At 62.7% G+C, this 22,323-nt stretch carries 22 protein-coding genes; 7 read left to right on the top strand and 15 right to left on the bottom strand.

The window, feature by feature from the left end; all coding sequences use genetic code 11:
• Nucleotides 1-164 precede the first annotated feature (164 nt).
• The 4 genes from ACMGT0_RS24465 (at nucleotide 165) to ACMGT0_RS24450 (ending at nucleotide 2,505) form a co-directional block, all read left to right on the top strand.
• A complete protein-coding gene (locus ACMGT0_RS24465) occupies nucleotides 165-926 on the top strand; it encodes an FKBP-type peptidyl-prolyl cis-trans isomerase (RefSeq protein ID WP_054057198.1) in 762 nt (253 codons plus the stop codon).
• Between the two features lie 300 nt (nucleotides 927-1,226).
• Nucleotides 1,227-1,682 (top strand): YkvA family protein, encoded by a 456-nt coding sequence (locus ACMGT0_RS24460; protein WP_054057197.1) that lies wholly within the window; start codon nucleotides 1,227-1,229, stop codon nucleotides 1,680-1,682.
• A gap of 113 nt (nucleotides 1,683-1,795) precedes the next feature.
• Complete coding sequence (locus ACMGT0_RS24455; protein ID WP_054057196.1) at nucleotides 1,796-2,137, top strand: helix-turn-helix domain-containing protein; 342 nt, start codon at nucleotides 1,796-1,798, stop codon at nucleotides 2,135-2,137.
• A complete protein-coding gene (locus tag ACMGT0_RS24450; protein ID WP_054057195.1) occupies nucleotides 2,134-2,505 on the top strand; it encodes a hypothetical protein in 372 nt (123 codons plus the stop codon). Before ACMGT0_RS24455 ends, ACMGT0_RS24450 begins: the two co-directional genes overlap by 4 nt.
• 30 nt (nucleotides 2,506-2,535) lie before the next feature.
• Here the strand turns inward: ACMGT0_RS24450 and ACMGT0_RS24445 are convergent, their stop codons facing one another.
• The gene (locus ACMGT0_RS24445; protein ID WP_416770165.1) at nucleotides 2,536-4,311 is read right to left on the bottom strand and encodes a bifunctional diguanylate cyclase/phosphodiesterase; all 1,776 of its coding nucleotides are present in this window, start codon (nucleotides 4,309-4,311) and stop codon (nucleotides 2,536-2,538) included.
• Between the two features lie 135 nt (nucleotides 4,312-4,446).
• A complete protein-coding gene (locus ACMGT0_RS24440; protein WP_192842663.1) occupies nucleotides 4,447-6,531 on the bottom strand; it encodes a carboxy terminal-processing peptidase in 2,085 nt (694 codons plus the stop codon).
• A gap of 182 nt (nucleotides 6,532-6,713) precedes the next feature.
• Here ACMGT0_RS24440 and ACMGT0_RS24435 point away from each other — a divergent pair, with 182 nt between their 5' ends.
• Complete coding sequence (locus tag ACMGT0_RS24435) at nucleotides 6,714-7,676, top strand: zinc-binding dehydrogenase (protein ID WP_054057192.1); 963 nt, start codon at nucleotides 6,714-6,716, stop codon at nucleotides 7,674-7,676.
• 66 nt (nucleotides 7,677-7,742) lie between these two features.
• Here ACMGT0_RS24435 and ACMGT0_RS24430 read toward each other — a convergent pair whose 3' ends face one another.
• The 6 genes from ACMGT0_RS24430 to ACMGT0_RS24405 form a co-directional block, all read right to left on the bottom strand.
• Entirely contained in the window at nucleotides 7,743-8,396 is a 654-nt protein-coding gene (locus tag ACMGT0_RS24430) for an HAD family hydrolase (RefSeq protein ID WP_054057191.1), read from the bottom strand.
• 43 nt (nucleotides 8,397-8,439) lie between these two features.
• Nucleotides 8,440-9,429, bottom strand: coding sequence for an ABC transporter ATP-binding protein (locus ACMGT0_RS24425; RefSeq protein WP_054057190.1), 990 nt, complete (start codon nucleotides 9,427-9,429; stop codon nucleotides 8,440-8,442).
• Nucleotides 9,426-10,226 carry an ABC transporter permease gene (locus ACMGT0_RS24420; protein ID WP_054057189.1) on the bottom strand — a complete coding sequence of 267 codons (801 nt, stop codon included), beginning with the start codon at nucleotides 10,224-10,226 and terminating at the stop codon, nucleotides 9,426-9,428. Before ACMGT0_RS24420 ends, ACMGT0_RS24425 begins: the two co-directional genes overlap by 4 nt.
• Nucleotides 10,213-11,076, bottom strand: coding sequence for an ABC transporter permease (locus tag ACMGT0_RS24415; protein ID WP_192842662.1), 864 nt, complete (start codon nucleotides 11,074-11,076; stop codon nucleotides 10,213-10,215). Before ACMGT0_RS24415 ends, ACMGT0_RS24420 begins: the two co-directional genes overlap by 14 nt.
• Nucleotides 11,055-11,861 carry an alkaline phosphatase family protein gene (locus ACMGT0_RS24410; protein WP_054063073.1) on the bottom strand — a complete coding sequence of 269 codons (807 nt, stop codon included), beginning with the start codon at nucleotides 11,859-11,861 and terminating at the stop codon, nucleotides 11,055-11,057. Before ACMGT0_RS24410 ends, ACMGT0_RS24415 begins: the two co-directional genes overlap by 22 nt.
• A gap of 148 nt (nucleotides 11,862-12,009) precedes the next feature.
• Nucleotides 12,010-13,077: an ABC transporter substrate-binding protein gene (locus tag ACMGT0_RS24405; protein WP_054057186.1), complete on the bottom strand. Its 1,068-nt coding sequence runs from the start codon at nucleotides 13,075-13,077 to the stop codon at nucleotides 12,010-12,012.
• 383 nt (nucleotides 13,078-13,460) lie between these two features.
• Here ACMGT0_RS24405 and ACMGT0_RS24400 point away from each other — a divergent pair, with 383 nt between their 5' ends.
• Nucleotides 13,461-14,174: a UTRA domain-containing protein gene (locus ACMGT0_RS24400; RefSeq protein WP_054057185.1), complete on the top strand. Its 714-nt coding sequence runs from the start codon at nucleotides 13,461-13,463 to the stop codon at nucleotides 14,172-14,174.
• Nucleotides 14,175-14,269: 95 nt separating this feature from the next.
• Here the strand turns inward: ACMGT0_RS24400 and ACMGT0_RS24395 are convergent, their stop codons facing one another.
• The 7 genes from ACMGT0_RS24395 to minC form a co-directional block, all read right to left on the bottom strand.
• Entirely contained in the window at nucleotides 14,270-16,441 is a 2,172-nt protein-coding gene (locus ACMGT0_RS24395) for a mechanosensitive ion channel family protein (protein WP_416773544.1), read from the bottom strand.
• 62 nt (nucleotides 16,442-16,503) lie between these two features.
• The gene (locus ACMGT0_RS24390) at nucleotides 16,504-16,680 is read right to left on the bottom strand and encodes a hypothetical protein (RefSeq protein WP_192842661.1); all 177 of its coding nucleotides are present in this window, start codon (nucleotides 16,678-16,680) and stop codon (nucleotides 16,504-16,506) included.
• A gap of 325 nt (nucleotides 16,681-17,005) precedes the next feature.
• Nucleotides 17,006-18,295: a M18 family aminopeptidase gene (locus ACMGT0_RS24385; RefSeq protein ID WP_416770159.1), complete on the bottom strand. Its 1,290-nt coding sequence runs from the start codon at nucleotides 18,293-18,295 to the stop codon at nucleotides 17,006-17,008.
• Between the two features lie 171 nt (nucleotides 18,296-18,466).
• Nucleotides 18,467-19,102 (bottom strand): RluA family pseudouridine synthase, encoded by a 636-nt coding sequence (locus tag ACMGT0_RS24380; RefSeq protein ID WP_010449126.1) that lies wholly within the window; start codon nucleotides 19,100-19,102, stop codon nucleotides 18,467-18,469.
• A gap of 129 nt (nucleotides 19,103-19,231) precedes the next feature.
• Nucleotides 19,232-19,486 (bottom strand): cell division topological specificity factor MinE, encoded by a 255-nt coding sequence (minE, locus tag ACMGT0_RS24375; RefSeq protein WP_010449114.1) that lies wholly within the window; start codon nucleotides 19,484-19,486, stop codon nucleotides 19,232-19,234.
• A gap of 3 nt (nucleotides 19,487-19,489) precedes the next feature.
• Nucleotides 19,490-20,302, bottom strand: coding sequence for a septum site-determining protein MinD (gene minD, locus ACMGT0_RS24370; RefSeq protein WP_017904738.1), 813 nt, complete (start codon nucleotides 20,300-20,302; stop codon nucleotides 19,490-19,492).
• A gap of 206 nt (nucleotides 20,303-20,508) precedes the next feature.
• Nucleotides 20,509-21,246 (bottom strand): septum site-determining protein MinC, encoded by a 738-nt coding sequence (gene minC / locus ACMGT0_RS24365; RefSeq protein WP_054057210.1) that lies wholly within the window; start codon nucleotides 21,244-21,246, stop codon nucleotides 20,509-20,511.
• A 120-nt stretch (nucleotides 21,247-21,366) separates the two neighbouring features.
• Between minC and ACMGT0_RS24360 the strand changes: the two genes are divergently transcribed.
• Nucleotides 21,367-22,302 carry a lipid A biosynthesis lauroyl acyltransferase gene (locus tag ACMGT0_RS24360; protein ID WP_054057181.1) on the top strand — a complete coding sequence of 312 codons (936 nt, stop codon included), beginning with the start codon at nucleotides 21,367-21,369 and terminating at the stop codon, nucleotides 22,300-22,302.
• Nucleotides 22,303-22,323 lie beyond the last annotated feature (21 nt).

Genomic DNA, 22,323 nt, shown 5'->3' with positions numbered 1-22,323 from the left:
GTTTCGTTGGACGTAAGCAGAATGTCAGCACTGTGTAAAATGCTTTGCGGACCTGAACTTATCGACTGTTTTCGGCTCTGATCCCGGTAGCCATTGGTCGCGGCCGCCTGATAAGCTCGCGACTTTATTCGAATGCCCCCTAGGCGCATGAACAAGGAAATAGCATGAAACAGCATCGGTTGGCGGCGGCGGTGGCCCTGGTTAGCCTGGTACTCGCGGGCTGCGATTCGCACTCCAGCGTAGAGCTGAAAACCCCGGCGCAAAAAGCCTCCTACGGTATTGGCCTGAACATGGGCAAGAGCCTGGCCCAGGAAGGCATGGATGATCTGGATTCCAAGGCCGTGGCCCAGGGCATCGAGGATGCCATCGGCAAGAAAGAGCAGAAGCTCAAGGACGAAGAACTGGTCGAGGCGTTCGCCGCGCTGCAGAAGCGTGCCGAAGAGCGCATGGCCAAGCTGAGCGAAGAGTCGGCAGCCGCCGGCAAGAAATTCCTCGAGGAAAACGGCAAGAAGCCTGGCATCGTGACCACCGCTTCCGGCCTGCAGTATGAAGTCGTCAAGAAAGCCGACGGTCCTCAGCCCAAGCCGACCGACGTCGTCACCGTCCACTACACCGGCAAGCTGATCAATGGCACCACCTTCGACAGTTCCGTGGATCGCGGCAGCCCGATCGACCTGCCGGTCAGCGGCGTGATTCCTGGTTGGGTCGAAGGCCTGCAACTGATGCACGTTGGCGAGAAGTACAAGCTGTACATTCCGGCTGATCTGGCTTACGGCGCGCAGAGCCCGAGCCCGGCGATTCCGGCCAACTCGGTTCTGGTGTTCGACCTGGAACTGCTGGCGATCAAGGATCCGACCAAGGCTGACGATGCGGAAGCTCCTGCCGCCAAGCCTGCCGGTAAGGCCGCCGAGAAAGCTGCGAAGTAATCCTCCGGCTTGCCCTGCCACAACGCCCCGTTCTACGGGGCGTTGTCGTTTCTGCGGCATGATGGGTTGCAATAAACCGAACATATACTGCCAACAGCAGTCTTAACATTGAGCTAATCGGCGTAGTCGTAGACTGCCCCCAAGTCAATGAAATATTGGGGTTTTTTTAGTGAGTAAAAAACGCCCGATCTGACTCGGACCCTTGTGCGACGGGGCTTTCAGCCATGAAATGCCGCTCTGTTCACAAGGTTATCCACAATTTGTGTGGATAACCTTGTGCGCCTGATCGCTGGAGTGATGATGAAAACACCGTGGAATTTCGCTCGCTTCCTGCCCCTGGCCCAACGCCTCCTGGCGCGTGGACGCCTGCCCACTTTACTGTTCGCAGTGGCGAGCAAGAGTGCCCGGGAAGGCGGGCGGCTGGGCAAGCTCAAGGAGGACCTGAAGCTGTTGCAGGTCTTGTGCCTGGCCTACTGGCGCGGTGAATATCGCGCGGTCAGTGCCAAGTCGATGGTCATCGTGGTGGCGGGCCTGATGTATTTTCTCAGCCCGATCGACGCGATTCCGGATTTCATCCCGTTATTCGGCATGCTCGACGATATCGCGGTGCTGGCCTGGGTGATGAATGCCCTGGACCAGGAGTTGAATGCCTTCCGGGCCTGGCGCGAGCGCCAGGTGCCGGAACACCTGGTGGCGGTCGAACGCCTGCCGGAGACCCCGAAGCAGTTGCAGCTCGAACGCAACGACAAAAATTGACCTGAATCCCCTCGTTTGAAGATCACACACACGAGCGACTCTGGTGGCTGTTAATATTAAGCTACTAGGAAAGCGCTGACTCGCTATGTGTAATCGTCCTACGGGGTGTAGTAATGGATCTTCAAATAATTACACGTGACGGTGAACCGGAATATGCGGTTCTCCCCTGGGCTCAGTACCAAAGTTTGCTCAAGGCTGCCGGCTTGCGCAGCCAACAACCCCCTCCGACCTCTTCTGACACGCCTGTGGCGCCGGCCGCCGCCATGCCGGCGTTCGACCAGTTGCGCACCCTGCGCGAAGCCAAGGGGCTGGCGATCGAGGTGCTGGCACGGACCGTGGGCATCAGCCCATCATACCTGGGGTTGATCGAGAGTGGTGAGCGGGAGCCGGATGCCGCGATTCGCCGCAGCCTGGCCTGGGAATTGGGTGTCGCCGGATGGAGGGATGCATCGTGAGCGTGCGAATCAGTCGTCAGCATTGGGAGGGCCTGCTGGGGGAACTCGATCAGGCCCGTCGGCAGCGGCATCTGTTGACCTATCGGGCATTGCTCGAGCGTCTGCAACTGCCCAGCCCTGCCATGCAGACCCTGACGGCGGCGCTGGAGCACCTGGCAGCCCTGGATGCCAGGGCCGAGCAGCCGTTGCGCAGTTCATTGGTGATCAGCCAGGGCGCGAGCCGTCTGCCGCGTACCGGTTTTTTCGAATGCGTGGAGCGCCTGGGGCGCTTTTCCGGTCCGTCGGACGGCGTGGCGGCGGCTTCCTGGCACGCATCGGAAGTGGTGCGGGTGTTCGAGTACGACTATCCCGAGTCGGCCGAAGCCTGATCTCGTGGGGCCTGTTCGCGGACTTGCAGCTCAGGTGCTGTCTTCGAGCGAAGTGATCTCGGTGCTGTCGATGACGTGGATGCTGTGGCCCGGCACGTTCTTGGCGTGGTGCTTGGCCTGTGAGGCCAGCTCGGCCAACTGGCTGGCATCGAGCAGCCCGCAGGACTGCGGCTTCAGGTGCACCGCACCGATGGACAGGGACAGCAGGGCAAACTCCTGGCGCAGGCCCTGGCGGTTCGACGCGATGAAACAGCCGGCCTCCAGATGCTCGGCACGGTAGAAGCGCCGGCACTGGTTCTGGAAGTCATCGACCAGGTGATCCAGGCGTTTCTGCCAATCATCCGAACCCAGCACCAGCAGGAAATCATCACCGCCGATGTGGCCGACGAAGTCGCGGCTCGGGTCGACCCGCTCGTTCAGGCACTGCGCCAGGCATAGCAATACTTCGTCACCCCGGCCGTAGCCGTAGATATCGTTGAAGGGCTTGAAGCTGTCGATGTCGACATAGCAGATCAACGCTTCGCGTTGCTGTTGCAGCAGACGGGCCAGGCACTGCTGGATCGGCACGTTGCCGGGCAGCAGGGTCAGCGGGTTGGCGTAGCGGGCCTGCTGGATCTTCAGTTCGGTGATCAGTTTCAGTACGTCGATCACCCGTCCAAGGCCCAGGTAGCGGCCATTGAGGGTGATGATGAAATCTTCCTCGATACGTTGCCGGGCACGGCTGGTCAGCAGTCGGCTGACCTGTTGCAGCGACTGGCTCGATTCCACGGCGAGGAAGTCATCGCTCATCAGCCGGCTGATGGGCTTGCGGGCGAACAGGTCGGTGGCGAACGGCTTGAGCAGCGCATCCGACAGCGAATGCCGATGGACGATGCCGCAGGGCCGGTTCTGTTCGTCCAGCACCGCCAGCGAATTGAGATTGGCCTGGCGCCGAAAGGCCTCCAGCACCGTCGCCGTGGCGGTGTCCTGGGTCACTGCCGGTTGTTCGATGAGCAGGGCGCTGAGGTCGCTGCCGTCCTCGCTCAGGACGATGGAGGTGTTTTCCACCTTGGGCAGCAGGGCGTGGGCATCCTGTGGCGGGTTTTCCTGGGGACGGCAGAGCAGGTAGCCCTGCACCAGGTCGACGCCCATTTCGGTCAGTACCGCCAGTTCTTCCGGCAATTCGATGCCTTCGGCGATCACCCGGGCCCGCGAGGCCTTGGCGATCTGCAGGATGGAGCCGACGAACTCGCGCTTGAGGCCGTCCTGGTGGATACCATCGATGAAGTGTCGGTCGATCTTGACGTAGTCCGGGCGCAATTCCGACCACAGGCGCAGGCTGGAATAGCCGGCCCCCAGATCATCCAGGGCGATCGAGAAACCCATGTCGCGGTAGTGGTGCAGCGCGTTCTGCAGCAGTTGGAAATCGTCGGTGGGGGTTTGCTCGGTCAGTTCGATGACCACGTTGCTGGGGTCGATGCCGAAGTCCTGCAGCCATTGCAGGGTTCGTCCCGGTGGGTGGCTTGGCTCCAGCAGGGATTCGGGGGATACGTTGAGAAACAGCTTGCCGGGCAGTTTCTGTTCGCTGAAACGGCGGCAGGCACTGAGCCGGCAGGCCATTTCCAGTTCGCTCAGGCGTCCGGCCTGACGGGCCACGGCGAACAGGCTGACGGGTGAGTGCAGCGGGCTGTTGGAGGGCCCGCGACTGAGCGCCTCATAGCCGACGATACGTCTCTCGGACAGTGAAATGATCGGTTGGAACAGGCTGTGCAGACCACTCTGAGCCAGGATTGAACTCAAGGCGTTCAGCTGTTCGGTCATGGTCATGGCAGTCTCTGTCGAAAGAAAAGGACCGGAGGCGGCTCCCGGCTCGGGAGACGTGTCCAGTCCTTTATTTCACGACAGAATGATGACTGTTTGATGACGCTCCGAAGAGCAATCACACTAAATTGCTATCACTCGTCAGTGCTTGGCCACCGCGGTATTCAGACGCAGGTAATCGAGCAGGATACGCCCGGTCTCGCTCAGGTAGGCGTCGTCTTCCGGCTTGGTTTTCTTGTCCGGGTCAGGCGGCAGGGCGTCGTCGTCCTCTTTCTTGAGTTCCTTGAGCGCGTCCTCGCCCTTGGCCTTGCGGCGGGCGTTTTCCATGGCCAGTTGCTTGGCATCGATATCGGCACGCTGGGCGCGACGCTCGGCCTCGTTCAGGCTCACGGTCTTTTCCTTCAGCAGCTTCTCGGCCAGGGCCAGCTTGTCGCGAATGAAGATGAACTCGGCATCCTTCGCCGCGCGGGCCTCGTGGTCGGCCTTGAGCTGGGCCAGGAATGGCTTGAACGGGTCCACCGCCGGCTTGATCGAAGGACGGATGGTGTCCCACGGCATGGCTTCCGGCAGCGCGCTTTCGCCGATTTCCTTGGTGTCGATGATCGACGGGAAATCCACGTCCGGCAGTACGCCCTGATGCTGGGTGCTCTGTCCGGAAACCCGGTAGAACTTGGCCAGGGTCAGTTTCAGCTCGCCATGGTTGAGCGGCTGGATGGTCTGCACGGTGCCCTTGCCGAAGGTCTGGCCACCGATAATCAGTGCACGATGGTAGTCCTGCATGGCGCCGGCGAAGATCTCCGAGGCCGAGGCCGACAGGCGGTTGACCAGCAGCGCCATCGGACCCTTGTAGAACGCACCGGGGTTTTCGTCCTCGAGCACGTCGACCTTGCCGTCGGCGTTGCGCACCAGCACGGTCGGGCCCTTGTCGATGAACAGGCTGGTCAGCTCGGTGGCTTCCTGCAGGGAGCCGCCGCCGTTGTTGCGCAGGTCGATGACCACGCCGTCGACGCCTTCCTTCTGCAGCTCGCCCAACAGTTTCTTCACGTCGCGGGTGGTGCTCTTGTAGTTCGGATCGCCAGCACGGAAGGCCTTGAAGTCCAGGTAGAAGGCCGGGATGTCGATCACCCCGAGCTTGTAGTCCTTGCCATCCTGCTTGAGGTGCAGGATCGACTTGCTTGCCGCCTGGTCTTCCAGTTTCACCGCCTCGCGGGTGATGGAGACGATCTTGCTGGTCTGGTCGTTCGGCGCGTTGCTCGCCGGGATGATTTCCAGGCGGACCACCGAGCCCTTCGGACCACGGATCAGCTTGACCACTTCGTCCAGGCGCCAGCCGACCACGTCGACCATTTCCTTGTCGCCCTGGGCGACACCGATGATCTTGTCGGACGGCGCGACCTGCTTGGTCTTGTCGGCCGGGCCCGACGGCACCAGGCGCACGACCTTGACCTGGTCGTTGTCGCTTTGCAGCACGGCGCCGATGCCCTCGAGGGACAGGCTCATGTTGATGTCGAAGTTTTCCGCGCTATCAGGAGACAGATAGTTGGTGTGCGGGTCGTAGGACATCGCGAAGGTGTTGATATAGGCCTGGAAGATATCCTCGGCCCGGGTCTGGTCCAGGCGGGCCAGCTGGTTCTTGTAGCGCTTGACCAGCAGTTCCTGGATCGCCTTGGGATCCTTGCCGGCGATCTTCAGGCGCAGCACCTCGTCCTTGACGCGCTTGCGCCACAGGTCGTCGAGTTCGGCGGTGCTCTTGAGCCACGGCGCGTCCTTGCGATCGATCAGCAGGGTCTCGTGGGTGGTGAAGTCGATCTTGTCGACGCCCTTGTTCAGCTCGGCGAGGGCGAAGTCCAGGCGGCCCTTGACCCGATCCAGGTAGCGCTTGTAGATGGTGAAGCCGGCATTGAGGTCGCCGCTCTTGAGGAAGTCGCCGAACTGGGTCTTCCACTTGTCGAATTCGGCGATGTCGCTGGCCAGGAAATAGCTGCGCGACGGGTCGAGCAACTTGATGTAGCTGTCGTAGATGATCACCGAGCGCGCGCTGTCCAGCGGCGGCTTGCTGTAGTGGTGGCGCTTGAGCAACTCGACGACGTTCAGGCTGGCGATCACCTCGTCACGGTCGGGCTGAAGATTGTCCCAGCTGTTGGCTGCGAACGTGTTGCCCGAGAACGCCGAAACGCCAAGGCCGATGAAAAGGGCAAGTGCAGTGCCGGGGAACAAATGCTTCATGCTGAGTCGACGCGGGGACAATTGATCACGCATATTAGGCCGTCTTTAAAGTCGCCGGTTCCGTGGGACTGAGTGCCAAAACCGCCATTGAGGGTTTCGCACGAGTCGCGGACCGGTCGCATAATGCAAGAAAGCCCGGTGCTACAGCTCCGGGCTCAGTCCAGACTCACTATGGAGGCACTGTGAAGGCATTGCAAGGCGTTGAAGGTCAAGTGGAGTGGCTGGAAGAGCCGAATCCGGGTTGTGATGTGGGGCAAGTGCGCATTCGCGTCGCTGCTGCGGGGCTCAACCGGGCCGATCTGTTGCAGAAGGCCGGGCTCTATCCGCCACCGCCGGGAGCCAGCCAGGCGCTGGGGCTGGAGTGCTCCGGAGTGATCGTCGAAGTGGGAGCCGGTTCCGCCTGGCAGGTCGGTGATCGGGTCTGTGCGCTGCTCGCCGGCGGCGGCATGGCCGAGGAAGTGGTGGTCGATGGCCGCCATGTGCTGCCAGTGCCGGAAGGCCTGAGCCTGGTCGAAGCGGCCGCGCTGCCTGAGGTCTACGCCACGGCATGGCTGAATCTGTTCCAGTTGGCGGGCCTCAAGCCCGGTGAAAAGGTGCTGTTGCATGCTGGTGCCAGTGGCGTCGGTTCGGCGGCGATCCAACTGTGCAAGGCCTTCGGCAACCCCTGCTGGGTCAGTGTCGGTTCGGCGGATCGACTGGCCTATTGCGAGTCGCTGGGTGCCCAGGGCGGGGCGATTCGTGGTGACGATATCGAAAGTCTGAACGACTTCGCCCCCTTCGACGTGATCCTCGACCCGGTGGGCGCGAACTACGCGGCGCTCAACGTGAAACTTTTGTCAGCTGACGGGCGGTGGGTGCTGATCGGCCTGATGGGCGGGCGGGAAACCCAGTTGGACCTGGCGAAGATCCTCGCCAAGCGTATCCAGTTGCTGGGTTCGACCCTGCGCAGTCGCGATGCGCAATTCAAGGCCGATCTGCTCGCGGACTTGAACCAGCACGTCTGGCCGCTGTTTGCCGACAAGCGCCTGAGCCCGCAACTGGCCAGGACGTTCCCGATCCGTGATGCCGAACTGGCGTTTGCCGAGCTGGCCGGCAACCAGGTGGCGGGCAAGCTGGTGCTGGTGATTGATGAAGCCCTGGTCTGATTGATTCTTCCGTGGGGGCGCAGCCTCTTCGCGGGCTTGGCCGCGAAGAGGCCGTCGCTGCGTGTCTCAGTGCCAGGCGTGAATCGGCCAGCCGGCCTTTTCCGCCTGTTCGCGCAACACCGGGTCCGGGTTCACCACGTGAGGGTGGTCGACCTTGAGTAGCAGCGGCAGGTCGTTGCGCGAATCGGAATAGAAACTCGCGCCTTCGAGGTTTTCCCCTTCGGCGTCGAGCCATTCCAGCAGGCGGGTGATCTTGCCCTCGCGATAGGTCAGGATGCCGGTGGTCTGGCCGCTGTAGACCCCATGCAACACTTCCAGCTCGATGCCCAGCACCTCGTCGATGCCCAGGCGTTCGGCGATCGGCCTGACCAGGTGGGTGCCCGAGGCGGAGATCACCAGGATCCGGTCACCGGCCGCACGGTGCTCGGCAATCGCCTTGCACGCATCGCTGTAGATCAGCGGCTCGATCACCTCCTCGACCCACGGTTCGACCAGGTGTTCGATTTCCTCCGGGGTCCGCCCGGCCATGGGCTCCAGGCTGAACAGCATGAACTCCTCCATGGCCAGTTCGCCCCGGCTGTAGGCGTCCATCAGTTCGTTGTTGCGGCGCATGAAGGACTCCGGGTCGACCCAGCCCAGGCGTCCCATCTGCTCGCTCCAGAGCGTCGCGCAGTCGCCGTGAATCAGGGTTTCATCCAGATCAAAAATTGCCAGGGCCATCAGTGCAGCTCTCTCTTCGGAAGGACATGCTTGAAACAGGGCATCAGGCTACCTCACAAAGGGCCGCCGGATCGATGGACAGGGCCAGGCGTCGACCATCGGGGTGCAGGTCGGCGGCCGAGCGGTTGAGCACGTCCACCAGCAGTTCGACACCGCGGGCCTCGACCCGGTAGCGGATGACGTTGCCCAGCAGACTGTGGCCACGGACCAGGGCATCCGGTTCGCCTTCGGTGTGCAGCTCGATGGCTTCCGGGCGGATCGCGATGCGGCTGCTGACCGGCCGTTGCAGCAGGCGGCTGGCGGCCTCGGCGTCGAGCAGGTTGTAGTTGCCGATGAAACCGGCGGCGAACACGTCCACCGGCGCGGTGTAGAGCGATTCGGCGTCGCCGCTCTGGACGATGCGGCCCTGGTTCATCAGGAAGATACGGTCACTCATGGTCAGGGCTTCTTCCTGGTCGTGGGTGACGAAAATGGTGGTCAGGCCCAATTCGCGCTGGATCGCCCGGATCTGTTCGCGCAGGTGCTTGCGAATGCGCGCATCGAGGGCCGACAGCGGTTCGTCGAGCAGCAGCAGGCGCGGGCGTGTCACCAGCGAACGGGCCAGGGCCACGCGCTGGCACTGGCCGCCGGACAACTGGTGCGGGTAGCGGGTGGCGAAATCGTGCAGCTCGACCAGCTTGAGGGCTTCCATGACCCGCTTGTGGCTGTCGTCGGCGTTGACCTTCTGCATCTTCAGGCCGAAGGCGACGTTCTGCTCCACGGTCATGTTGGGAAACAGCGCGTAGCTCTGGAACACCATGCCGATCGCGCGTTTCTGCGGGCTCAGCGGGACGATGTCCTGGCCGTCGAGCAGGATCCTGCCGCTGTCCACCGGCGTCAGGCCGGCGATGCAGCGCAGCAGGGTGGACTTGCCGCAGCCGGAGGGACCGAGCAGGGTGATGAACTCGCCCTTGGCGATTTCGCAGTTGATATCGCTGAACACCGTGGTGCCGGCGTAGGTCTTTTTCAGGTTCTGGACGCTGATGAAGCTCATTGGCTCTTGTCCTTATTGAGGCGATTGGCAACCCACGTGAGTACCAAGACGAAGAGGAAATAGGAGATCACCAGCGCACTGGTGAAGTGACCGCTGCTGTTGCGCATGTTGTTCAGGTACACCTGCAGGGTCTCGTAGCGGGTGCCGACCAGGATGTTGGCGAACACGAACTCGCCGAACAGGAACGAGAACGACAGCAGCAACGCCACCATCAGGCCCTTGCGCAGGTTCGGCAGCACCACCAGGAATGCTGCCTGCCAGGTGCTGGCGCCGAGCAGATGGGCGGCGTCCATCAGGTCGCGCAGGTTGATCGCCTGCAGGTTGTTGGTGATCGCCCGGTACATGAACGGCAGGGCCACGGTGAAGTAGCAGCCGATCAGGATCCACGGCGTGCCGACCATGGCGAACGGCCCGGAGCCGTAAAGTTGCAGCAGACCCACCGAGGACACCACCGGCGGCACCGCGAAGGGCAGCAGGATCAGGATGTTCATCAGCGCGTCGAGGCGCGGGAAGTGGTAGTGCACCACGAACAGCAGCGGCAGGATCAGCACCACCGACAGCAGCAGTGCGCCGACGCAGACGATCAGCGATTGGCCGAACGCGCCGAGAAAGCGCGGGTCGCTCCACAACTGCAGGTACCACTTGAAGGTGAAACCGCTGGGCAGCACGGTCGCCGACCAACTGCTGGCGATGGAGTAGACGAAGGTGCCGGCCAGCGGCAGCAGCAGGATCAGGAACAGCAGGTAGACCACCACGCGGTGGTAGAGGCTGGCGGAGCCGGGTTCAACGCGCGACATGGTGGCTCCTTTTCAACAGCCATTGATGGATGACGGTGACGAAGGTCATCAGGCCGACCAGGATCACCGCCAGCGCGCTGGCCATGTTCGGGTCGAGGCTGATGTCGCCGGAGACCATCGCGGCGATACGGATCGGCAGCACGTTGAAGTTGCCGGTGGTCAGGGCGTAGACCGTGGCGTAGGCGCCCAGGGCGTTGGCCAGCAGGATCACGAAGGTGCCCAGCAGCGCCGGAGTCAGCACCGGCAGGCCGATGTGCCGCCAGAACTGCCAGCCGTCGGCACCGAGCAGCGCGGCGGACTCGCGCCAGTCTTCGCGCAGGGCGTCGAAGGCCGGGTAGAGCAGCAGCACGCCCAGTGGGATCTGGAAGTAGGTGTAGAGGATGATCAGGCCGGTCTTGGAGTACAGGTTGAAGTCCTGGATGATCCCGGCCTGTTTCAGCAGGAGGGTGAGGGTGCCGTTGAAGCCCAGCAGGATGATGAAGGCGAAGGCCAGCGGCACGCCGGCGAAGTTGCTGGTCATGTTGGCGAAGGCGTTGACGAAGTCGCGCAGGCGCGAGTCGACCCGGCGCAGCGAATAGGCGCCGAGCAGGGCGATGAGCATGCCGAACACGCTCGACCAGAAACTGATCTCCAGGCTGTACTGGATGGCCTGCAGGTAGAACTTCGAACCGAAGATCTTGTTGAAGTTGGCCAGCCCCCAGCCGTCGTCTTCCGATTGCAGGCTGTTGATCAGCACCCAGGCCAGCGGGGCGATCTCGAAGACGATGAAGAACAGGGCGAAAGGCGCCAGGCAGAGCAGGGCGAGCCATTTGCCACGGGTGATTGAATTCACTTCAACAGCTCCCGGCATACAGGTTTGTCGTGGTGCACGCCCAGCAGTGTGCAGATCGTGCCGCAGAGCTCGGTCTGCCGGGGTGCGGCATCGGGATTGAAACTGAAGGCGTCGCCGAGGACGAACAGCGGTACCTCGCGCTCTTCGGCCAGCAGGCCGTTGTGCGAGCGGTCGTTGTTCATGCCGTGGTCGGCGGTCACCAGCACCTGATAGCCGGCGTCGAGCCAGCCTTGCAGGTAGTCGGCCAGGATAATGTCGGCCGAGCGTGCGCTATTGCGGTACTGGGCGCTGTCCAGGCCATGCTTGTGGCCGGCATCGTCGATATTCATCGGATGCACCAGCAGGAAGTTCGGCGCGTGTTGCAGGCGCAGGCTTTCGGCGTCGGCGAACAGGTGCGAGTCGGGGTAGTGATCCATCCAGTAGAAATGCCCGTGCTGGATCGGCAGGCTTTCGTTGTGGGTGTGGCGATCGCGGGCGGCGACGAAGGGCGAGCGGTTGTACAGCTCGCTGACCCAGTGATAGGCCGCTGCCGCAGTGCGCAGGCCACCGTCGCGGGCGTAGTGGAACACGCTGCGCTGGTTGGACAGGCGCGTGACCTGATTGTGCACGATGCCGCTTTCGATCGGGGCGACACCGGTGAGAATGCATTCGTAGAGCGGTCTGGAGAGCGACGGCAACTCGCATTCCAGTTTGTACAGCGCCGCGCGTCCTGCGCCTGCGTAAGCCTGGAGATGGCCCATGGCGTGCCGGGCGACCTCATGGTTCAGGCCATCGAGCACGACCAGGATGACGTTGTGCTGCATGAGTCGGGCCTCTAGTTTCAAGGAATCTGCAAACTTGTGGGAGCCTGGCTTGCCAGCGAAGGGGGCCTTGAGGGCGATAAAAGCTTCGCGGGCAAGCCCTGCTCCTACATAGTTCAGTGGTGCTTGCTCGACAGTCAGCTATCGAGCCTTACTGCATGTTGATGATGACTTCTTCCTGCCACTTCTGCGGCAGTGCCTTGGACGTCTTCTCCCAGGCGTCGGCATCCTTGATCGGGGTGACGTGCTTGTACTGCTCGTTGGGCAGCAGCTTGGCCTTCACGTCTTCCGGCAGGGTCAGGTGCTCGGCGCGGATCGGCCGGGCATTGCCGCGGGCCAGGTTGGTCTGGCCGGCATCGCTGAAGATGTACTCACGCGCCAGCTTGGCGGCGTTCGGGTGCTTGGCGTACTTGTTGATGATGGTGGTGTAGCCGGAAATCACCGAACCATCGGAGGGGATCAGCACGATGTAGTCATCGGGGTTGGCCATCTTGGCCTTGTAGCTCAGGCCGTTGAAGTCCCAGACCACGCCGACTTCCACTTCGCCCTTCTCCATGGTGGCGATGGTCGGGTTGGCCAGCGACAGGCGACCCTGCTTGGCGATCTCGGCAAACATCAGCAGCGCCGGCTGGATGTTCTTCTCGTCGCCGCCGTTGGCCAGTGCCGCAGCGAGGACGCCGTTGGCGGCCTGGGCGGCGGTGCTCACGTCACCGATGGAGACCTTGTACTTGCCGGTCTTCAGGTCAGCCCAGCTCTTGGGGACTTCGGAGCCGTGCAGCAGCTTCTTGTTGACGATGAAGGCGATGGTACCGGTGTAGGCCAGCGCCCAGTTGCCGTCCTTGTCCTTGGCCCAGGCCGGAACCTGTTCCCAGGTGCTCGGCTTGTACGGCTGGGTCACGCCCTGCTTGGTCGCGATCGGACCGAAAGCCGCGCCGACGTCGCCGATATCGGCGCTGGCGTTGTCTTTCTCGGCGGCGAACTTGGCGATTTCCTGGGCCGAGCTCATGTCTGTGTCGATGTGCTTGAGGCCGTACTTGTCGCTCAGGTCCTTCCAGGTACCGGCCCAGTTGGCCCAGTCATCGGGCATGCCGACGCTGTTGACGGCGCCTTCTTTCTTGGCCGCGGCCTCCAGGGCCTGCAAATCGGTATCAGCGGCCATGGCGCTGGTGCACAGGGCGATGGTCGAACCTAACAGTGATGCCAGGAAAAGCTGTTTCATCCGAAGCTCCTTTGGGCGTTTTTCAACGCGAAGATCTTGATCGACAGTTTTTATATGCGTAGTGCGGCGGTTGGACGTTTGGTCTAGGTCAGCAATACCTGAGCCAATTTAAGCCTGCTGCATGACACTTTAATGTCGGCATCAGTCCTGCAAGGATTTTTCCTCGTAGCACCCGTGACCGCCGAGTTAAGCGTAGACCATTGATAAACTGCTGATATTCAAGGGAATTGGTGTTGTGGGACGGGCGTTCCGCTGCACCGTTTCGTCGCTTTGTCACATATCAGTCATGTGCATTGCCTAGGCTGGGTGCTGCAACCGGAGACCGCACTGCTGCGCGGTTTTGCCCTGAAATAGTGCTGGACTAGTCCAAATAGGTAACGTTGATGCGCGAAGAGGCACCAAAGGCGGTGACAGCTATCGGTCTGGCGCTGCACGAGCAGATCGAGCATGGGCTGCTGCCCGGCGGAAGCAAACTGCCGGCCGAGCGCAAGCTCAGCGAATTGTTCAGCACCACCCGGATCACCGTGCGCGAGGCCTTGCTGCAACTGGAAGCCCAGGGGCTGATCTACCGCGAGGAGCGTCGGGGCTGGTTCGTCTCGCCGCCGCGGCTGGCCTACAACCTGATGCAGCGCAGCCACTTCCATGCAATGGTCAGTGCCCAGGGGCGGGTACCTTCCACCCAGGTGCTGTCGGCACGGCTGCAGCCGGCCTCGGCGGCGGTATGCGAGTGGTTGCAATTGCCGGCGCTGTCGAGCGTGATCCAGATCTGCCGGGTGCGACGGATCGACGAGCGGCAGGTGCTGTATGTCGAGCACTACCTCAACCCGCAGTACTTCCCGGGCATTCTCGAGTTCGATCTGAACCAGTCGATCACCGAACTCTATGCGCGGCACTACGACCTGCACTACGGGCGGGTGCGCTTCGAGATCGTGCCGACCTCATTGCCGCTGGAGGCTGCCGCGGCATTGCGGGTGTCGTCCGGCAGCCCGGGGCTGCGGATTGCGCGGGTCAACTATGACCAGCACCAGCGCCTGATCGACTGCGACCTGGAGTTCTGGCGGCACGATGCGATCCACGTCGGGGTGGATGTGTTGTAGGAGCCGGGCTTGCCCGCGAATGCGTCCGAAATATCGCTAAAAGCTTCGCGGGCAAGCCCGGTTCCTACAGGGGGGGAGAGACAGGACGGTGGTGCTCAGGACTTGACTGGTTGCTCGGTTTGCACACCGCCACCGGCCGTCACCACCTGCACGCTCAAGCGCGGAGTCGCCAGGTCCAGGCCGGATTCGTCCATGGTCCGTTTCAGCGCCAGGTTGAACGCCCGCGAAACCTCCCATTGCTTGATCGGCGCGGTCTTGAAGCGGGCCCGCAGGACCGCGCTGCCGGACTCGAAGCTCTCTACGCCCTGGATCTCCAGCGGTGACCAGATGTTGCGCCGCTGCAACGGATCCGTGCGCATCTTCTGGCCGACATCGCGCATCAGCTTGATCGCATCGTCGATCGCCATGTTGTAGGGGATCGCCACGCGGAAGATCGCGTAGCCGAACTCCCGCGAGTAGTTCTTGATGCTCTTGATCTCGCTGAACGGAATGGTGTGGACGATGCCGTCGATGTCCCGCAGGCGCACTGTGCGGATGGTCAGGCCCTCGACGGTGCCGAGGTGACCGCCGACGTCGACGTAGTCGTCGATGGCCAGGGAGTCCTCGATGATGATGAACAGGCCGGTGATCAGGTCCGCCACCAGCGACTGCGCACCGAAACCGATGGCCAGACCGATCACACCGGCACCGGCCAGCAGGGGCGTGACGTTCATGCCCATGTTCGCCAGGGCGACGATCAGCGCGATGATGAAGATCGCCACGAACAGCACGTTGCGGATCAGCGGCATCATGGTCTGCGCCCGGGCGTTGGCCAGGCCCTTGCGCGAGCGGGTGAGGGCGTGGTGCACGGCGGTATCGGCGAGAATCCACACCAGCCAGGCGAAGATCAGCGTGCCGCCGAGGCCGAACAGCCGAACACTGACCTCGCGGCCCTCACCCTCGGTGAAGCGGATCAGCGACATGCCCCAGACCCGCAGGCCGAGTTCGATGAAGAACAGCCAGACCGCCAGGTGCACCAGGGTGTAGCAGAAGCTCTTCAACCGTTCGGAGTACAGCGTATGGCGCCGGTGCCCGCGCTGGGGCTTGAGGGCATGGCGGCGCACCAGGCCGTTGATCACCATGCACAGCACCACCAGCACGGTACAGATCAGCGACTGGCGCAGGGCGGTACTGGTGTCGCCAGCGGAGAAGAAGGTCGCGAATAGCGAGATCGCCACCAGGATCAGCGCGGGAACGAACCAGAAGCTGCCGAGGATATCGATGGTGTCGCTCAGGGCGCGGCGGGTCAGCCGGCGGGACAGCGGCTGGTTGCGGATCAGGTGCGCGATGGGGCGACGGAAGCGCAGGATGAACAGGCCGGTGGACAGCGCGGCCATCACGTTGACGAAGGTCGCGGCGGTATGGGCCAGGTGGCTGCCGAGGCTGGCGATCAGGCGCGGGTCGCTCAGGGCTTCGCCGAATGCGGCGAAACTGCCGATCAGCCACAGCGGCCGGAAAGCCCGGCGGCGCAGGATATGCAGGGCCTGATGGCGATGCGGGCCGTCGAGCAGGGAGAAGGCGATCACGCAGATCGCCGAGAAACAGGTACCGACCACCAGTGCATAGGCCAGCGCCATCGCCAGATCCTTGCCCAGGGACGAGGGCAGGGCGTAGGTCAGGTAGACGGTGATCAGCAGCGCGATCATCCACGGCCCGAGCTTGCGCAGGGCAAAGCGCAGCAGGTCGACGGTGCGTGGGTGCTGGGGCAGTTCCTCGGTGAGGCCGAAGCGCAGGCGCACCCGATGGCCGAGCCAGATCATCGCCCAGGCCAGGCAACTCCAGAGCAGCAGGATCAGGGCAAAGGCGGAGATGATCGGCAGCCATTCGCTGGCCGGAAGCATCAGCGCCATCATCTCCTGCCTGGCCTGGTCGAACTCCAGCGACCAGCGAGTGAGCGGGCTGTCATTGCCGGTGAACTGCTTTTCGAAGTCGGCCAGGGTGCTGCCGATCAGCCCCAGTACCCCCACTTCGGCGGCCGGCTGGGCCTTTTTCGTGCTGTCCCGGAGCTTTTTCAGGTCGCTCAGCAGCTTGCTGCGCTGCTGGTCGTTCTCCAGGTTCTTGATGACTTCGTCGAGCGACTGGGCCAGGGGCTCGGTCGGTTGTGGCTGGGTTTTCTCGGCGCTGCCCAGCAGGCTCGGCAGGCCGACAGCCTGGGCGGGAACCAGGGGCAGTAACGCCAGCAGGCAGATGAACAGTAAGGTGGGCAGAGCGGAAAGGCGGGCGAACACTAGGCAGTCAACCATACAGGTGCGGATCGACCGAGTGTACGCCAGCCTCGGGCGCCGCGCATTTATTCAGCCAGTTTGGCGAGGATCTTGTAGACCACGGTCCCGAGGATCAACAGCATGCCAAGCCACATCAGCACCGGGCCGGCCCGGTTTTCACGAAAGTTGAAGCCCACGGCCAGCAACAGCATGCCTCCCAGGATCGGGATGAGCATCGAGTGGAACTCGAACGGTGTGATCATGACGACGGCCTTGTCGAAGGGGTACACCTTTAGTTTAGGTCGCTTTGGTGGAGATGCCTTGATGTGTATCAGGGGCGATCAGGTCAGGTGATGGTGCCTGATCCGGTAGGGACGGTGGGCATTGTCGGAGCCAACTGTCTTCAGCGTACTGCCGATAAGCGGCAGAACAGGCTTGCGCATGTGGGGCGCTGTTCATCGGGCTGGCGTGCGCCGGGAGCGGGCTTGTCAGCCAAGCCGGTCTGGAGTGCGCCAGAAGCTTCGCGGACAAGCCCTCCCACAGCCAGGTGTGTTCCCGCTGCTGCTCTTTCCTGCGAGAGCACAGGGCTCAGGGCAGTTCGGGGCTGGCGTAGAACGCGCTCAGGACCTTCACCAGGTGGGCCAGGTCATGGCTGCCCGCCAGTTCGCGGATCGAGTGCATGGCGAAGGTCGGCAGGCCGATATCCACGGTACGCACGCCCAGGTGGCTGGCGGTGATCGGGCCGATGGTCGAGCCGCAGCCCATGTCGCTGCGCACCACGAAGCTTTGTACCGGGACTTCCTCGGACATGCACAGGTGGCGGAAGAAACCGGCGGTTTCGCTGTTGGTGGCGTAGCGCTGGTTGTTGTTGACCTTGATCACCGGCCCGGCGTTAAGTTTCGGGCCATGGTTGGCGTCGTGCTTCTCGGCATAGTTGGGGTGTACGCCATGGGCGTTGTCCGCCGAGACCAGCAGCGATTTCTGGATCGTGCGCACATAGTCCTCGCCATCCGGCAGGAGGCGGCGCAGGGTCTGTTCGAGCATCGGGCCGTCGGCACCGCAGGCGGAGCAGGAGCCGACTTCCTCGTGGTCGTTGCAGACCAGGATGCAGGTTTCATCACTGTCGGCGCTGAGCAGCGCCTGCAAGCCAGCGTAGCAGGACAGCAGATTGTCCAGGCGGGCGCCGGCGATGAAGTCGCCGTTGAGACCGATCACGGCTGCGCTCTGGGTGTCGTAGAAGCTCAGCTCGTAATCGAGCACCACGTCGGCGCTGAGGTCGTGTTCACGGGCCAACTGGTCGGTGAGCACGGCGCGGAAGTCCACGCGCTCGTCGCCGGCGAACTGGGCCAGGATCGGAGGCAGCTCGTTCTGCGGGTTGATCGCCCAGCCCTGGTTGGCCTCACGGTTGAGGTGAATGGCCAGGTTGGGAATGGTCGCGATCGGCGCCTTGAAGTCGATCAGTTGGCTTTCGACCTTGCCGTCACGACGGAAGGTGACACGACCGGCCAGGGACAGGTCGCGGTCGAACCACGGCGCTAGCAGGGCGCCGCCGTAGACTTCGACACCCAGTTGCCAGAAGCCCTGGCGCTGCAGTTCGGGTTGCGGCTTGACCCGCAGGCACGGGCTGTCGGTATGGGCACCGACCATGCGGATACCCGATTGCAGCGGCGCGTTTTCGCCGAGCTTGATGGCGATGATGGAAGAGTCGTTGCGGATGACGTAATAGCGACCACCGGCCGCGGTGTGCCAGGTTTCACGCTCATCGAGACGCTGATAACCCGCTGCCTCCAGGCGCTTGACCAGGCTGGCGGTGGCATGAAAGGGGGTGGGGGAGGCCTTGAGGAAGTCGATCAGGCCTTGGTTCAACTCTTCGCGCATAAGTGGCTCCAGACAGCAGTGTCGGGAGTTTACCGTATCTTTGTAGGAGCGTGGCTTGCCCGCGAAGCCTTTGGCGGCCTCAAGGACGCATTCGCCGGCAAGCCGGGCTCCTACAAGAGCGAGCTACACTCAGGAATCGATGTCGAGCGCAGGAGCCTTGCACGACGCGATTCAGAACGGCGCCGGGCACTCGAAGCGCAGGCGCTCGCCGCTTTGCGGGTGGGTGAAGCTCAGCATGCTGGCATGCAGGCACAGCCGTGGCCAGGCCGCCAGGGCCTGCGGGTGGGCATACAGGCCGTCACCGAGCAGCGGATGACCGATGGACAGCATGTGTACCCGCAACTGATGCGAGCGCCCGGTGATCGGCGTCAGTTCCACCCGGCACCAGTCGGCATGGCGCTCCAGCACTTTCCAGAAGGTCAGGGCATGCTTGCCAAACTCGTGATCGACCACATGCCGGGGCTTGGTCGGCGGGTCGTAGCGCAACGGCAGGTCGATGCTGCCGCTGTCCAGTTCCGGCTGGCCCCAGCAGAGCGCGGTGTAGGCTTTCTCGGTTTCCCGGTCATGGAACTGGCGCGACAGTTCGCGATGGGTATCGGGGTCGCGGGCCAGCAGGATGATGCCCGAGGTTTCCCAGTCCAGCCGGTGAACGATCAGGGCTTCCGGATAACCGTTTTCCTGCAGGCGGGTGATCAGGCAATCCTTGTTGTCATCGGCGCGGCCCGGGACGGAGAGCAGCAGGGTCGGCTTGTCCACCACCAGCACGGCGGCGTCCTGATGGATGATGCGGATATTCGACAGCGGCATTGAAACAGTCTCGTAACAAACGCCAACGGCGGCCCGATGCTGCTCACACCGCGCGCCTTGCAGGAGCCGGCTCCCACAACAGCGTTATGTGTGAACATCACCGGGCCGCCGTGGCGCCGGCCGGATCGATCAGCGATCAGGCAGGGTGATATTGAGTTCCAGGATCGAGCAACTGCCCTGGTTCTCCAGGGCGACGTGCACGTCATCGGACCCGATATTGACGTACTTGCGGATCACTTCGACCAGCTCCTGCTGCAGGGCGGGCAAGTAGTCCGGGGTGCTGCGTTGGCCGCGTTCGTGCGCCACAATGATCTGCAGACGCTCTTTCGCGACCGACGCGGTGCTTACTTTTTTGCTGGCACGAAAGAAGTCAAAAAGGTTCATTGCTTAGTTGCCTCCAAACAGGCGCTCGAAGAATCCCTTCTTCTGTGCATCGAGGAAACGATGCTCGACGGTCTTGCCCAGCAGGCGGTCAACCGCATCGCTGTAGGCCTGGCCAGCATCGCTCTGGTCGTCGAGGATGACCGGTACGCCCTGGTTGGATGCCTTGAGCACCGCCTGGGATTCGGGGATGACGCCCAGCAGGGTCACGGCCAGGATTTCCTTGACGTCCTCGACGCCAAGCATTTCGCCCTTGCTCACGCGCTCCGGGTTGTAGCGGGTCAGCAGCAGGTGTTCCTTGATCGGCTCGCCGCCCTGTTCGGCACGACGCGACTTGCTGGCCAGCAGGCCGAGCATGCGGTCGGAGTCACGGACCGAGGAGACTTCCGGGTTGGTCACGACGATCGCCTCGTCGGCGAAGTACATGGCCAGGTGGGCGCCGGTCTCGATGCCGGCCGGGGAGTCGCAGACCACGAACTCGAAGCTTTCCTTGAGTTCCATCAGGACCTTTTCCACGCCTTCCTTGGTCAGCGCATCCTTGTCACGGGTCTGGCTGGCTGCCAGCACGTACAGGTTTTCCAGGCGCTTGTCCTTGATCAGGGCCTGCTGCAGGTTGGCTTCGCCGTTCACGACGTTGACGAAGTCGTACACCACGCGGCGCTCGCAGCCCATGATCAGGTCGAGGTTACGCAGGCCGACGTCGAAGTCGACGATCACTGTCTTGTGGCCGCGCAGCGCGAGGCCGGTACCGATGGCGGCGCTGGTGGTGGTCTTACCCACACCACCCTTGCCGGATGTAACCACGAGAATCTTGGCCAAGGTGTTTCACCCCTAAGGAAAAAGGACTCTGTTTTAGCCCCTGAAGAACGTCGCTGAAAAACAACTGTAGTCGTATGGCTTGGGCCGGGAAGCGGCGAAATGTTTAAAGTACCGGCGGTAATTTTTACATTTCGTGTTTTCCTAAGCCCTTTAAGCCATTTTCGCTACGAAGAAGGCGACATTTCGGAAATGGCGGCAAGTATCCGTTAAAGACGGATGATGTTCAACACATCGCCGGACAAGCTGATCTGAACGCCCGACCCCCACAGCGGATCACGACGCAGATCCTCGGAAACCTTGTAGTGGCCGGCAATCGACACCAGTTCGGCGCTCAGTTGCTGGCAGAAAATTCGTGCCTTGGTGTCGCCCTTGACACCCGCCATTGCACGACCACGCATAGGTCCGTAAACATGGATGTTGCCATCGGCCATAAGTTCCGCGCCGGGGCTGACGGAAGAGACCACCACCAGGTCGCCGCCCTTGGCGTAGACCTGCTGGCCACCGCGCACCGGGGTAGTGATGATCCGGGTTGGCTGGATGGTCGGCTCCGGTGGTTTTTCCGGTACTTTCTTCACTTCGCCTTCGGTCGGATCGACCGGCCGCTCGCGGGCACCGGACGGCGGCAGCACGGGCAGGTCAATGGCGATCGCGGCGGCGATGTCTTCGATACGGTTGGCGCGGATTGCCAGGGTCCGCAGGCCGTGCTGGCGGCAGACGCGCATCAGCCCGGGCAGGTCGATGGCACCCTGGTCGGCGGGAAGTTTGTCCAGGGCCAGCACCAGCGGGGTATTGCTGAAGAAGTTCGGCGCCTGGACGACCTTGGCCGCCAGTTGGCGGTCGAGGGCTTCGAGGTTGTTCTGCGCCAGTTCCAGCACCGTAATGGCGAGCATGCTGCCCTTCAGCTGGAACACGGGATCCTGGTCTAGCGGTTCGGTTTGGCTCATGGTCGGCATAACGTGGCTTGTCGCTAAAAGTGCCGAGACTTATAACGAGAACGCCCGCGCCCCGCAAGCCGCGCCGAACCGTTGTAGAATGCGCGACCCTGTGTCTGCCCGGAATCATTAATGGATCGCCCCCGTTTTCAAGCCGCTTTTCTTCATCCACGCTACTGGCTGCTCTGGTTGGGGCTGGGGCTGCTCTGGCTGATCGTCCAATTGCCCTACTGTGTCCTGTTGCGCATCGGCCGTGTGCTGGGGCTGGCCATGTACCGGGTGGCCGGCGAGCGCCGGCGCATCGCCGCGCGCAACCTGGAGCTGTGTTTCCCGGAAAAGGGCGCCGCCGAGCGCACCCGTCTGCTCAAGGAAAACTTCGCGTCCACCGGCATCGCCTTCTTTGAAATGGCCATGAGCTGGTGGTGGGCCAAGCCGCGCCTGGCGCGCCTGGCCCATGTCGAGGGCCTCGAGCATCTGCTGCAGGCCCAGCGCGAAGGCAAGGGCGTGATCCTCATGGCGCTGCATTTCACCACCCTGGAAATCGGTGCGGCTCTGCTCGGCCAGCAGCACACCATCGATGGCATGTATCGCGAGCACGGCAATGCGCTGTTCGACTTCATCCAGCGCCGTGGGCGCGAGCGGCACAACCTCGATTCCCTGGCGGTGGAACGTGACGACGTGCGCGGCATGCTCAAGCTGCTGCGTTCCGGTCGGGCGATCTGGTACGCCCCCGACCAGGACTACGGGATCAAGCAGAGCATCTTCGTGCCGCTGTTCGGCATTCAGGCGGCGACCGTCACCGCGACCAGCAAATTCGCCCGCCTGGGCAAGGCGCTGGTGGTGCCGTTCACCCAGGAGCGCCTGGCCGACGGCAGCGGTTACCGGCTGGTGATCCATCCGCCGCTGGAGGATTTCCCGGCTGAGTCCGAGGAGGCCGATTGCCTGCGGATCAACCGCTGGGTCGAGGTTTCGCTGCGGGCCTGCCCCGAGCAGTACCTGTGGACGCACCGCCGGTTCAAGAGCCGGCCGGCGGGAGAACCACGACTCTACGACAAAAAGCGACGATAAACCGGAGCAGCCCCTTGCTGT

The sequence above is a fragment of the Pseudomonas sp. RHF3.3-3 genome (assembly GCF_048069595.1).
GTDB lineage: Bacteria > Pseudomonadota > Gammaproteobacteria > Pseudomonadales > Pseudomonadaceae > Aquipseudomonas > Aquipseudomonas fuscovaginae_B.
This window is presented reverse-complemented; position numbering and strand designations above follow the sequence as displayed.

Coding starts and splice junctions, on each gene's coding strand:
- ACMGT0_RS24465 (WP_054057198.1), top strand. CDS start 165: ATGAAACAGCATCGGTTGGCGGCGGCGGTGGCCCTGGTTAGCCTGGTA.
- ACMGT0_RS24460 (WP_054057197.1), top strand. CDS start 1,227: ATGAAAACACCGTGGAATTTCGCTCGCTTCCTGCCCCTGGCCCAACGC.
- ACMGT0_RS24455 (WP_054057196.1), top strand. CDS start 1,796: ATGGATCTTCAAATAATTACACGTGACGGTGAACCGGAATATGCGGTT.
- ACMGT0_RS24445 (WP_416770165.1), bottom strand. CDS start 4,311: ATGACCATGACCGAACAGCTGAACGCCTTGAGTTCAATCCTGGCTCAG.
- ACMGT0_RS24440 (WP_192842663.1), bottom strand. CDS start 6,531: ATGAAGCATTTGTTCCCCGGCACTGCACTTGCCCTTTTCATCGGCCTT.
- ACMGT0_RS24430 (WP_054057191.1), bottom strand. CDS start 8,396: ATGGCCCTGGCAATTTTTGATCTGGATGAAACCCTGATTCACGGCGAC.
- ACMGT0_RS24425 (WP_054057190.1), bottom strand. CDS start 9,429: ATGAGCTTCATCAGCGTCCAGAACCTGAAAAAGACCTACGCCGGCACC.
- ACMGT0_RS24420 (WP_054057189.1), bottom strand. CDS start 10,226: ATGTCGCGCGTTGAACCCGGCTCCGCCAGCCTCTACCACCGCGTGGTG.
- ACMGT0_RS24415 (WP_192842662.1), bottom strand. CDS start 11,076: ATGCCGGGAGCTGTTGAAGTGAATTCAATCACCCGTGGCAAATGGCTC.
- ACMGT0_RS24410 (WP_054063073.1), bottom strand. CDS start 11,861: ATGCAGCACAACGTCATCCTGGTCGTGCTCGATGGCCTGAACCATGAG.
- ACMGT0_RS24405 (WP_054057186.1), bottom strand. CDS start 13,077: ATGAAACAGCTTTTCCTGGCATCACTGTTAGGTTCGACCATCGCCCTG.
- ACMGT0_RS24400 (WP_054057185.1), top strand. CDS start 13,461: ATGCGCGAAGAGGCACCAAAGGCGGTGACAGCTATCGGTCTGGCGCTG.
- ACMGT0_RS24390 (WP_192842661.1), bottom strand. CDS start 16,680: ATGATCACACCGTTCGAGTTCCACTCGATGCTCATCCCGATCCTGGGA.
- ACMGT0_RS24385 (WP_416770159.1), bottom strand. CDS start 18,295: ATGCGCGAAGAGTTGAACCAAGGCCTGATCGACTTCCTCAAGGCCTCC.
- ACMGT0_RS24380 (WP_010449126.1), bottom strand. CDS start 19,102: ATGCCGCTGTCGAATATCCGCATCATCCATCAGGACGCCGCCGTGCTG.
- minE (WP_010449114.1), bottom strand. CDS start 19,486: ATGAACCTTTTTGACTTCTTTCGTGCCAGCAAAAAAGTAAGCACCGCG.
- minC (WP_054057210.1), bottom strand. CDS start 21,246: ATGAGCCAAACCGAACCGCTAGACCAGGATCCCGTGTTCCAGCTGAAG.
- ACMGT0_RS24360 (WP_054057181.1), top strand. CDS start 21,367: ATGGATCGCCCCCGTTTTCAAGCCGCTTTTCTTCATCCACGCTACTGG.